This is a genomic window from Priestia sp. VA7 (assembly GCF_055710015.1).
Map to the genome: position 1 here is coordinate 39,008 of NZ_JBVQPN010000015.1, position 12,150 is coordinate 51,157.

The window sequence follows — 12,150 nt, forward strand, 5'->3', positions numbered from 1 at the left end:
CAGCTGCTTTCTAACTTAATATTTATCTAATTCACTTACAGGGGATTGAATAATAACCGGATTTTTTTCTGGATTTAACCATTTTAAAATAGAGACAACTTGTTCCTTAGAAGTAGCCGTACATCCTGCGGTATAATTTGTTCCTACATGGAAGAAGATTGCACTTCCCTTTCCTGGCGTTCTAGATTCATTATAATTAATGACAAACCCATAGTCGTAAGCCGGGATGTCCATGTTCTCTGCGCTCGTCCAGCGGCCATTAGCCGGTTTTTGCTGCCACGTATTATATAGAGAGCTTTTTGAATCGTCTACCCACACATCATTTGCTGTAATTTTTCGATATGGAAGCTTAGTTCCAGGATTTGCATAGCGTCCGAATGCTGTGCCAATTGTATATTTCCCTGTCGGAGATTCCATATCTCCTTCTTTTTTCGATAAAGCGAATCCTTTTTGTCCAAGTACACCGTTCGCAGTTAAAACTTGCTTCCATTTCCCATCAACTTTTTCAAACGTTTGAATTTTAGCAGACTTCGTATCGTAGTTATCTGCTGTAACCAAGATGACTTGCTGAGCGTTACCTAACGTTTTAAAAGAATCCACTACGAGCTTTGGAGACGCTGTAGCTGAAGCCTGTACATAGTCACTGCTTACATAGCCTGTGCGGCCGTTATAGTTAATTTTGTACCAGCTTCCGCTTTTGCTCACCACAGACAGCTTCTGGCCTTTTGTCACACTTCCTATGGATGCATAGTTAGTGCCCGCTCCGCTTCTTACGTTCAGCGTGCTTGCCGTTACTGTGTACGTTGTGCTTTCTGCTGATGGAGTTGTTGTTCCTGATACTTGTACATAATCGCTGCTTACGTAGCCCATGCGGCCGTTATAGTTAATTTTGTACCAGCTTCCGCTTTTGCTCACCACAGACAGCTTCTGGCCTTTTGTCACACTTCCTATGGATGCATAGTTAGTGCCCGCTCCGCTTCTTACGTTCAGCGTGCTTGCCGTTACTGTGTACGTTGTGCTTTCTGCTGATGGAGTTGTTGTTCCTGATGCTTGTACATAATCGCTGCTTACGTAGCCCATGCGGCCGTTATAGTTAATTTTGTACCAGCTTCCGCTTTTGCTCATCACAGATAGCGTTTGACCTTTCACTACGCTGCCGATAATCCCGTAAGTCGTTCCCGCTCCGCTTCTCACATTTAGCTTGCTTGCCGTCACTTTATATGTAACCGTCGCTGCATATGCCTTTTCTTGATTTCCCCCGATTGAGCCAAAGCCAGGCGTTACAGCCGTTGCAAGTGTAGCTGTTAACGCCATCCCCACCATTAATTTTTTCAACTGCTTTCCCTCCATTTATCTCTTATAAAATTCTACTATTTTCTATTCTTAATTCATTATCTTACCATATTCCAAAAGAAGGGAAAGGGTCAATAGATGCTTTTCACACGGCCTATAAAAAAAGACAGACCTCTTTGATAGGTCTGCCTCTTTCACTATTATCCTAAATCAACGTTGTGATATACTTGCTGCACATCTTCTAGGTCCTCTAATGCATCAATCATTTTTTCAAACTGAGCTTGTGCATCTTCAGGAAGATTTACATCATTTTGAGCAAGCATCGTTTGCTCAGCTACTGTAAATTCCGTAATACCAGCATCGTTGAACGCTTTTTGTACCGCATGGAATTGATCCGGATCAGCATAAACAATTACAGAATCTTCTTCCTCTAAAATGTCACGCACGTCTACATCTGCTTCCATTAACAGTTCTAGCGTCTCTTCTTCATCCTTACCTTCTACACCAATAACAGCTGTTGGATCAAACATGTACGCTACTGATCCGCTTACTCCCATATTACCGCCGTTTTTACCAAAGGCAGCACGCACGTCTGAAGCTGTTCTGTTTACGTTATTCGTAAGAGCATCTACGATAACCATTGAGCCATTTGGTCCAAAACCTTCGTAACGAAGATTATCGTAATTTTCTTCTGATCCGCCTTTTGCTTTTTCAATCGCACGGTCAATAATTGCTTTTGGCACATTGTATGTTTTCGCGCGTTCTAATACAACTTTTAACGCTTGGTTTGATTCTGGATCTGGCTCGCCTTGTTTCGCAGCCACATAAATCTCACGGCCAAACTTGGCATATATACGACTTGTATTAGCATCTTTTGACGCTTTCTTTTCTTTAATATTGTTCCACTTACGGCCCATATTGTTTCACTCTCTTTCAAAATTGAATCTAATAAAATAAATAGGCAATGATATATCCGTCTTTATTATACATCAATTCCCTCTTATCTTTCGAGTTTAATACCTAAAAAAGACAAGCAATCTTTTGGTATATTTCATTAACTAAATAAATGAGAAAACCATTTGATAACCGGCTGAATGATTTTTGTATATACATTTTTAAGCGGTTTGTATATACATCTCATCCAAATCCACCGTAAAGGATAGTAGATCATATGAATTACGATCCACTTAACTCCTTTCCAGAAACAGAGGAATATACGCTGACAAAATGAAACCACAGGAATAACAATTTCATTGTAAAATGGCAGCACAACATATTTCCAGAAAAGATAACAAGGATAACAAACTAGATACAACACAGGGTATAAAACATACTTCCATATAAATCTAGTTATAGGCAAAAAACATCGTTTCCAAACGAAGAGAATAAAAGGATAGATGAGGACACTCCATAGCCAAGAAATAGGATAAACGAACAAGAAACGTATAATGTATCTCCAAATGAAATCAATGACAGGTTGAATAATTCTTGTTCCTATCCATATGAGGGGCTTAGCGATAAAATATATCCATAGCTTACACAAAATTTGAAATACAAAATAAAAGGGAAAATACAAGACAAAAAAGATGCCTCGCAACACGTACTTTATACTTTGAGCCAATCCACTAATGCTTTCCACCTCCTTTTTAATAGCTGAGGTTCGTTCCTTTACCTATTTCATTATATAAAATAAATGGAGCAAGCAAATATATTTTTTAGCTCAATGAAACTTCTAGCATAAACGGTGTTTGTTCTCTTTCTCAGACATACAAAAACACCCTTCTATAATAGAAGGGTGTCTAGAACCTTATTATTCTACAGTAACTGATTTAGCTAAGTTACGTGGTTTATCTACATCGCAATCGCGGTGCAGTGCAGCGTAGTAAGAGATTAATTGTAAAGGAATAACCGCTGCTAGTGGTGAAAGTGTTTCATGAACTTTCGGAATCACGTAGCGATCTTCTTCTGTTTCTAATCCTTTCATTGAAATGATACAAGGATTAGCTCCACGTGCTACTACTTCTTTTACGTTACCACGGATGCTTAAGTTTACATGCTCTTGTGTTGCTAATGCAATAATTGGCGTATTGTTTTCAATTAAAGCGATTGTTCCGTGCTTAAGCTCTCCTCCAGCAAATCCTTCTGCTTGGATGTAAGAGATTTCTTTTAGTTTTAACGCACCTTCTAAGCCTACATAATAATCAACAGAACGTCCAATAAAGAATGCGTTGCGAGTTGTTGCTAAGAATTGAAGAGCAATGCTTTCCATTTCTTCTTTGTCGTCGCAAAGTACTTCCATTGTGTTTGCTACGATTGCTAACTCTTGAACTAAATCAAATTCTAATTCAATGCCGCGTGTTTTTGCTGTTACAGCCGCTAGAATTGATAGCACTGCTAATTGAGCTGTATAAGCTTTTGTTGATGCTACAGCAATTTCCGGACCTGCATGAAGTAATAACGTATAATCAGATTCACGAGATAATGTTGATCCCGGAACGTTTGTGATTGTTAACGCTTTGTAACCTAGTTCTTTAATTTGAACTAATACTGCACGGCTGTCAGCTGTTTCTCCACTTTGAGAAATAAAGATAAACAATGGCTTTTCAGATAAAAGCGGCATGTTGTAAGAGAATTCACTTGCTACGTGCACTTCTACTGGAACCTTCGCCCACGTTTCAATGAATTGTTTACCTACTAGGCCTGCATGATAGCTTGTTCCACATGCTACGATATAGATGCGGTCTGCTTCATCCATTGCTTCTAAAATGTCTGCATCAATGTGCAGTTCATTATTCTCATTTTGATACTCTTGAATGATTTTACGAACAACTAAAGGCTGCTCGTCAATTTCTTTTAACATATAGTGAGGGTACGTACCTTTTTCAATATCACTTGCATCAAGCTCTGCTGTATAAGGGGCTCTTTCTACCACTTCACCATCAAGCGTTTTAATTGTTACGCCTTCTTTTGTAACAATTACTGTTTCTTTATCCATTAATTCTACGTACTGATCTGTTACTTGAAGCATTGCCATAGCATCACTCGCTACAACGTTAAATCCTTCACCAACACCTACGAGAAGCGGGCTTTTGTTTTTAGCTACATAGATTGTATTTTTATCTTCGTTATCAACAAGAGCTAGTGCATAAGAACCATGAAGCAAGCTTACTGTCTTACGGAACGCTTCTTCTACATCTAAGCCTTCTGCTGCGATTTTTTCAATTAACTGAACGATTACTTCTGTATCCGTTTCGCTTTTGAACGTTACATCTTGTAAATATTCACGTTTCAAAATAGCATAGTTTTCAATTACACCGTTATGCACAAGTGTGAAGCGTCCAGATGTACTTTGATGCGGGTGAGCATTTTCTTGGCTTGGTACACCATGAGTTGCCCAACGCGTATGACCGATACCTGCTGGTGCTACAACACTGTTATCTACTGCCTGACGCAATTCTGCAATACGGCCTTTTTCTTTGAATACGTGTACGCCTTCATTGTTAACAACTGCAATACCCGCTGAGTCATAGCCACGATATTCTAACTTTTCAAGACCACGTAATAAAATTTCTTTCGAATCTTCTGTTCCAATATATCCTACAATTCCGCACATAGATAAAATCCTCCTTCATGTATGAAAAGAGAGTCTCTTTTCATCATCAATGATTATCATCTCAATGCTTTTGTCCAATAAGTCACCTCATTGTTTTTCACATCAAGTTTTCGGCCGTGATAATCAACAACCGGGAGGCATCCGCCGATACTTCGATAAACCTCCTCCTCGTCAACTAAGTCGTTTCCGTCCCTTTACTTAGTTCAGGCGCTTTGTATTCACTTTTAAACTAGATTGTTCACTCCTTTACATAAATTAAGAGACGAACAGATTTAATATTACAATAAGAAGTGAGAAAACGTCAATTATCTTCTTTACTATCTGTAAAAACAGCCTTTAGCATTAGATAATTTCCAAGAATTTTTCTCAACAATATAAAAATATGCATAAGCAGCTTGAAACGTCACCGCTTATGCATATAATTAATGAATTACTCTAAGCCCATTTCTTCTTTTACTACTTCTACGATACGCGTTACATAAGTTTCACATTCTTCTTGTGTTTGTGCTTCAACCATCACACGTACTAACGGCTCTGTTCCTGAAGGGCGTACAAGTACTCGGCCATTACCGTTCATTTCTTTTTCCACTTCTTCAATAACCACTTTTACCTTCTCGTTATCTGTAACATGATGCTTATCTGTTACTTTTACATTTACAAGAAGCTGAGGATATTTCTTCATTTCAGCTGCTAATTCTGATAAAGGCTTTTTCGTTGCTTGCATAATGTTTACAAGCTGAATAGCTGAAAGCATACCGTCACCTGTTGTGTTGTAATCTAAGAAAATAATATGACCTGACTGTTCTCCACCTAGGTTATATTGATTAGCTTTCATTTCTTCTACTACATAACGGTCTCCTACACCAGTTTGTGCACTTTCAATCCCGCTAGCTTCTAGTGCTTTATAGAAGCCTAAGTTACTCATAACGGTAGAAACAAGCGTGTTTTTCTTTAAACGTCCTTGTTCATATAAGTATTTTGCACAAATGAACATAATTTGATCACCGTCTACAATCTCGCCTTTTTCGTCGATTGCGATTAAACGATCTCCGTCTCCATCAAATGCTAATCCAACATCCGCTCCTTTTTCTTTTAAGAAGGCACTTAATGCTTCCGGATGTGTAGATCCTACACCGTCATTGATGTTTAATCCGTTTGGAGATGCCCCCATTGTAGAGATATCTGCATCTAGATCTGCAAATAAATGTGCTGCTAACGATGACGTTGCCCCGTGCGCACAGTCTAATGCCACATGAATACCTGAGAAGTCTTCATCAACCGTTTGTTTTAAGTATTGAAGATATTTTTGTCCACCTTCGAAATAGTCATTTACCTGACCTAAGTCTCCCCCAACAGGTCTTGGTAATTGATCTGTGTCACTATCCATTAACGCTTCAATTTCATTCTCTTGGGCATCTGAAAGTTTAAATCCATCTGGACCAAAGAATTTAATTCCGTTATCTTGAACTGGGTTATGCGAAGCAGAAATCATGACTCCTGCTTGTGCGCCAAGTGCTTTTGTTAAATACGCTACCCCTGGAGTTGAAATAACACCTAGTCGCATAACTTCTGCTCCAATTGAAAGCAATCCTGCAACAAGCGCTCCTTCTAACATATGACCAGAAACGCGTGTATCGCGTCCGATTAATACTTTTGGTCGCTCTGAATCTTTTGTTAGAACGTAACCACCTAAGCGTCCAATTTTAAAAGCAAGCTCAGGAGTTAATTCACTATTGGCAACTCCTCGTACTCCGTCTGTTCCAAAATACTTACCCATTAATTTTCTCTCCTTCATGTCAAAACATTTAGTTTCCTGATGTATTATCTGTCTGTCCATCTACGGGTGTAGAATTTTCATCACTTTGATTATTACTACTGTCGTCACCAGTTTCTGTACTATCTGTTGGTGTATCTGTATTGTCTTCAGGTGTATCAGTCTCTTCGCTTGGTTTATCAGCTGAATCACCTGAATTTCCCGTCCCAGGATTTGTTCCTGATCCAGTTCCCGTGTCTGGCTTTGTTTCTTTATCGCTCGTGCTTCCACTTGTTTCTTTATCTGTTTGCTCATCATTTGTCCCTGATTGTTTTTTCGCTGTTACACGAACTTTTGCCTGTTTAGTCGATAGAGTTGATGTAACGGAGTCGGGACTATTTATTATAATAGGAACCGTGTGCTCCCCGGCAGATAAATTCTCTACATTCGCTGACAAGCTAATGCCGCTTTTCGTCAACTTATCTAAATCAGATTTTGGTCCTTTTACATCCGCATCTACTGAAGTAGGAGAAAGCAGTTCATACGTGTACTTTGAGGATTGACCAGTTAAAGAAACCGGTAAATTCTTAAATGACTTAGTCTCAGTTGCACTTGCATCCGTTTCTTCTGCGTCTTTCTCATCACCTTGTTTGTCTACTTCCACATGAACGGTAATTTGTTTAGGACTTACACTATCTATTCCGTCTGGAACAGGGACATTCACCTTAATATCTTTAGATTTCGTAATACCGGTAACATCGACTGGAATATTATCAATTTTATCGATTTTTTCTAAAGAATCAGATGGACCGATAATTTTTACTGTATCTGTTTTAGGCTCTAGCTTCGTAATGTTGACACCGTCGCCTGGCGTGCCTTCTTGAATCACATCGACCGGCACTTTTTTACTAATATTTCTCACTGGGATTGTTACATTGACCGTTTCTGGTTGAACTGTTACATTCAATTTATTTAAATTCTTGTCTAGTGCGACAACAGTTGCTTGTTTCGTCACTGTTTTTGAAGCATTATCTAAATCAATAATAGCTTTCACATAAGCAACTTGATCCAATTGACTTGATGCGCCCGTTACCGTGACGGCTCTTGGACTAACGGTTGCTTCCCCTGCTTCATATCCATTCTTGACCTTGTTTTTATCATAGCTTGCCTCTACTGAAAACTGTTTTGAATCGCGTTCTTCAATTGTTACATTTACAATATCAGGCTTAACCACTACGTTTAAATTATCAGAGATATTTCGATACTGAACCTTGACTCTATGCTGCCCTAAGCTTAAATTATCAAGGTCAATATAAGCTTGATAATCTTTTTGTAGCTTTGTTTGAGCCAAAATATTTTTAGGACCTTCCAGTGTCATAATAACCGTATCCGGAACACCTCTTACAATTCTGTTCTTCTCATTATAGGATACTTGAACCGGAACATCTGTTAATGTTTCTACTCCAGTGTTGGCAGAACTGCTTCGGTTCAGAATCTTATTTGATGAACTGGCACCATCATCTAAATTAACAGATAAATATAACATGAAGGCTAACAGCAACGCGATAATTTTCATAACCCACGATCGATTCATCAATTTATCCATTCTTCTTCAACCTCCATTGCCAACGAGTGGAAGAAGTTGCTTTAGAAGTTGTGACTAATTCTTTTTCTAGCATTTCTCTCAATGTATCAATTGTCAATTCACGATACAATTCACCATTTTTGGTAACGGAAATGCCTCCAGTTTCTTCAGATACAATGACAGTCACACTATCTGTTACTTCACTTATTCCTACAGCAGCACGATGGCGAGTACCTAATTCTTTTGAAATAAAAGGACTTTCAGATAAAGGTAAGTAACATGCTGCAGCGGCTACTTGATTCCGCTGTAAAATAACCGCTCCATCATGAAGTGGTGTATTTGGTATAAATAAGTTGATTAATAATTCAGAAGAAATATTAGAGTTGAGCGGTATACCTGTTTCAATATAATCACCCATACCCGTCTCTCTTTCGATTGAGATCAATGCACCTATGCGTCTTTTAGCCATATAATGCGTTGCTTTTATAATCGCCTCAATCGTAACGGTACGTTCATCTTCTTCAGGCAAATTACTGCGTGAAAACAAACGTCCTCTCCCAAGTTGTTCAAGCGCTCGGCGCAGCTCTGGCTGGAAGATAATAATGATAGCTAAAAACCCATACGTTAACGCTTGGTCCATTAACCATTGCAGCGTATTTAGTCCAAGGAAGTTACTTATAAAGCGAACAACTAAAATCACCGTGATTCCTTTTAAAAGCTGTACTGCTTTTGTACCTCTTATGACCATAATTAATTTATATATGACGAACCATACCAGGAGAACATCAACAATTTTTCCTAAATATGAGAGGATTGGCAGGTCTCCAATAGGCATCTTCTCACTTCCTCTATATATGTAATAAAGATAACATAACCGTTTTATTATACCATAAAACAAAATTACACTGTAAATTACATCTTATTTTTAAATCCTTGTTCCTATATAATGTAGCCTTCTTTTTATATAAATAAAACCGTCCACTGTTCCTCTCTAACAAGATAAGCGGACGGTTTTATGTTTCAACTATTAAAAGTCAACAGCTTGTTTGGCATGAGTTTTGACGTTATACCATACCCAGTCAAAAATCTTGTCTAACTCTTCAATATTGCCTGTCACTTCTCCTGCAGAAGCTAGATACTTATCACCATGTATAACAGTAACGTTTCCATCTACTTTTCCTTCAATTTTAATATCGCCATTTCTCACAGTAATATCACCTTTGACGGTCTCACCTTTTGGTACAACGACTGTTTTATCGTGAATGACCAAGTTCGGCTGCTTTGAAACAGAAAAGTCTTCATCCGTTTCCCAAGCTGAAAACACGGTGCCGGACATTAACAGCACAAATACAGCAGCTGCACTAAGAATCGGGTGGTTTGTAAACCATCTATTCATTCGAATTCCATTCTTCTCACGTGGTAACCCAGCCATAACACCTGCTGTAAAGTTCATAGGTAATTCTATATGAGAAGTGCTTTGCACAAATGCAATGGTTCTTTTTAACTGATGCATATGCTGCTGACAACCTTTACATTGATGCAAATGCTCTTTTAATAACAGTTCATTTTCTTTTGTAATATCTCCATCTAAATGCTCATGAATGAGATTTACATACATTTTTGGACATTTCATTCTTAGTTCACTCCTTACAAGTGGCGAAGTCGATTTCTTAAAGCTTCACGTCCTCTGTGAATTCTAGTCTTTACCGTACCAAGAGGCAGGTCTAAAATATCGCTGATTTCTTTTAAAGACAGCTCATCTATATATTTTAGGACAATGACAGTTCGATATTTCTCAGGTAGCTTTAATATTTCCGACTGAATGAATTCTTGCAATTCTACTTGCTCTAGTTCTTCCTCTGGTAAGGCCTGATCGGCAGCTATTTGAGAGTACATATTTAACCCGTCGGTCCCGGCTACTTCTGCATCTAAATAATAGTCTGGCTTTTTTTTACGAATTCGATCAATACAAAGATTTGTAGCAATTCGATATAACCAGGTGGAAAACTTTTTACTCGTGTCATAGCTATGAATATTTACATAGGCTCGAATAAACGCTTCTTGGGCAGCGTCTTGCGCTTCTTCCCGGTTTCCTAACATTCGATAACATAGGTGAAAAAGTTTATCCTTGTGATATTCTACTATGTCAGCAAACGCATCCTGGTCACCTTTTTTTACTTTTTTTATTTTTCTTTTTAATAATAAATCCATGTAACGGTTACCTCCGCCCATTGCGGGATAGTATATATACGTGTACTTTATCATAAAGTTTCACTTATGCTTAATTATTTTAACAAAAATTTGTCAAATACGTTTAAAAAGATCATACGTAGGTTATGTAATTAGTATAGATGAAAAGAAGAGGAGTGGAAAGCTTGACTCATACAAAAGAGAACCTTTTGAATCGAATTGAAGAATGCAGAAATAACATGGTCACTCTTGCAGCAGAAAACCCTTTATCATCACTAACAGTAGTGAGAGTCAGTTCAGAGCTAGATGGTTTATTAAATGAATATGAAAAGTTTTTCTCTATATAAAGAAGCTCTCGAATCCGAACTAAGAGCTTCTTTTTTTTATCTTGATATATATTTCATGTACCTTTTGGTAGGTACTAATGTTTTATACTAATTTCTCTCCTAAAAGTGAGCCCATTAATGCAACAGCTACTGTAGCGGTTTTATTCCGTTCATCTAAAATAGGATTCACTTCCACAAACTCAGCAGAAGTGATTAGCTGAGATTCTGCTAACATCTCCATAGCTAAATGACTTTCTCTGTAGCTTATTCCACCGATGACCGGCGTTCCTACTCCAGGTGCATCATGTGGATCCAATCCATCTAAATCGAGTGATAGATGAACGCCATCTGTTTTATCACGCAAATATAAAATTGTTTCTTCCATTACTTTTGTCATACCCATTCGATCTATCTCATGCATCGTATACACTTTAATCCCTTTTTCCTTTATTAACTCTTTTTCTCCTTCATCTAAAGAACGTGCTCCGATAATCACAATATTTTCAGGCTTGACTTTAGGTGTATAACCGCCAATTCGAGTCAATGCGTCGTCTCCTATACCTATACTTGCCGCCAATGGCATACCGTGAATATTTCCTGAAGGAGACGTATCTGCTGTATTCAAATCTCCGTGTGCATCATACCAAATCACGCCCAAGTTTTTATAATGACGACTTACTCCTGCTAGTGTTCCGATAGCGATGCTGTGATCTCCCCCTAGCACTAAAGGAAACCTTTTATTTGTAATAACATCACTTACGGTCTGAGCAAGCCTCTCGCTAGCATCTGCTACAGCTTTTAAATTCTTTAAGTTTGTATTTTCATCACTATGTACTCGTTCAGCTAAGGCAATTTCAATATTCCCTTTATCTTCTACACTATATCCAATATTCTCGATGCGTTCAATAACCCCTGCATATCGTATCGCACTTGGCCCCATATCGACCCCTCGGCGAGTTTGACCTAAATCCATTGGTACTCCAATAATTGAAAGCTTATTCATAATATGTCCCCCCATCACAAATGTTGCTACTCTCCTATTGTAACGGCTAAATGAGCGATGGCTCAACTCGACACTTTTTTGAATATATATACAATTCTAATTTGTAAAAATTACACAAAAAAACCTTTAAGCAAATTGCTTAAAGGTTGTACGTTTATATGTATGGTGGAGCCTAGCGGGATCGAACCGCTGACCTCCTGCGTGCAAGGCAGGCGCTCTCCCAGCTGAGCTAAGGCCCCAATATCTTTTTTTATATAGAAATGGAGCGGAAGACGAGGTTCGAACTCGCGACCCCCACCTTGGCAAGGTGGTGTTCTACCACTGAACTACTTCCGCTTATTAAAATGAGCCATGAAGGACTCGAACCTTCGACCCTCTGATTAAAAG

At 38.5% G+C, this 12,150-nt stretch carries 10 protein-coding genes and 2 tRNA genes; 1 reads left to right on the forward strand and 11 read right to left on the reverse strand.

Annotation, left to right across the window (positions count from 1 at the left end; all coding sequences use genetic code 11):
* Window positions 1-15: 15 nt before the first annotated feature.
* The 8 genes from AC0C45_RS28375 to sigW all read right to left on the reverse strand — a co-directional run bounded on the left by AC0C45_RS28375 (window position 16) and on the right by sigW (window position 10,455).
* Complete coding sequence (locus AC0C45_RS28375) at window positions 16-1,335, reverse strand: SH3 domain-containing protein (protein ID WP_237893279.1); 1,320 nt, start codon at window positions 1,333-1,335, stop codon at window positions 16-18.
* Window positions 1,336-1,493: 158 nt separating this feature from the next.
* Complete coding sequence (locus AC0C45_RS28380; protein WP_016762734.1) at window positions 1,494-2,210, reverse strand: YebC/PmpR family DNA-binding transcriptional regulator; 717 nt, start codon at window positions 2,208-2,210, stop codon at window positions 1,494-1,496.
* 893 nt (window positions 2,211-3,103) lie between these two features.
* Entirely contained in the window at window positions 3,104-4,906 is a 1,803-nt protein-coding gene (glmS, locus tag AC0C45_RS28385; protein ID WP_016762733.1) for a glutamine--fructose-6-phosphate transaminase (isomerizing), read from the reverse strand.
* Window positions 4,907-5,336: 430 nt separating this feature from the next.
* Complete coding sequence (gene glmM / locus AC0C45_RS28390) at window positions 5,337-6,683, reverse strand: phosphoglucosamine mutase (protein ID WP_013054973.1); 1,347 nt, start codon at window positions 6,681-6,683, stop codon at window positions 5,337-5,339.
* Between the two features lie 28 nt (window positions 6,684-6,711).
* Window positions 6,712-8,265 (reverse strand): CdaR family protein, encoded by a 1,554-nt coding sequence (locus AC0C45_RS28395; protein WP_237893278.1) that lies wholly within the window; start codon window positions 8,263-8,265, stop codon window positions 6,712-6,714.
* Window positions 8,258-9,079, reverse strand: coding sequence for a diadenylate cyclase CdaA (cdaA, locus tag AC0C45_RS28400; protein WP_047932841.1), 822 nt, complete (start codon window positions 9,077-9,079; stop codon window positions 8,258-8,260). The genes AC0C45_RS28395 and cdaA overlap by 8 nt, the downstream gene beginning before the upstream one ends.
* A gap of 192 nt (window positions 9,080-9,271) precedes the next feature.
* Complete coding sequence (locus AC0C45_RS28405; protein WP_472929206.1) at window positions 9,272-9,877, reverse strand: zf-HC2 domain-containing protein; 606 nt, start codon at window positions 9,875-9,877, stop codon at window positions 9,272-9,274.
* A gap of 14 nt (window positions 9,878-9,891) precedes the next feature.
* Window positions 9,892-10,455, reverse strand: coding sequence for an RNA polymerase sigma factor SigW (gene sigW, locus AC0C45_RS28410; protein ID WP_013054969.1), 564 nt, complete (start codon window positions 10,453-10,455; stop codon window positions 9,892-9,894).
* A gap of 155 nt (window positions 10,456-10,610) precedes the next feature.
* Between sigW and AC0C45_RS28415 the strand changes: the two genes are divergently transcribed.
* On the forward strand, window positions 10,611-10,781 hold the full coding sequence (locus tag AC0C45_RS28415) for an aspartyl-phosphate phosphatase Spo0E family protein (protein WP_228459481.1): 171 nt from the start codon (window positions 10,611-10,613) through the stop codon (window positions 10,779-10,781).
* 82 nt (window positions 10,782-10,863) lie between these two features.
* Here AC0C45_RS28415 and rocF read toward each other — a convergent pair whose 3' ends face one another.
* The 3 genes from rocF to AC0C45_RS28430 all read right to left on the reverse strand — a co-directional run bounded on the left by rocF (window position 10,864) and on the right by AC0C45_RS28430 (window position 12,099).
* The gene (gene rocF, locus AC0C45_RS28420) at window positions 10,864-11,763 is read right to left on the reverse strand and encodes an arginase (RefSeq protein WP_013054967.1); all 900 of its coding nucleotides are present in this window, start codon (window positions 11,761-11,763) and stop codon (window positions 10,864-10,866) included.
* Between the two features lie 163 nt (window positions 11,764-11,926).
* A tRNA-Ala gene (locus AC0C45_RS28425) sits at window positions 11,927-12,002 on the reverse strand.
* A 22-nt stretch (window positions 12,003-12,024) separates the two neighbouring features.
* Window positions 12,025-12,099, reverse strand: a tRNA-Gly gene (locus tag AC0C45_RS28430).
* Window positions 12,100-12,150: the final 51 nt, after the last annotated feature.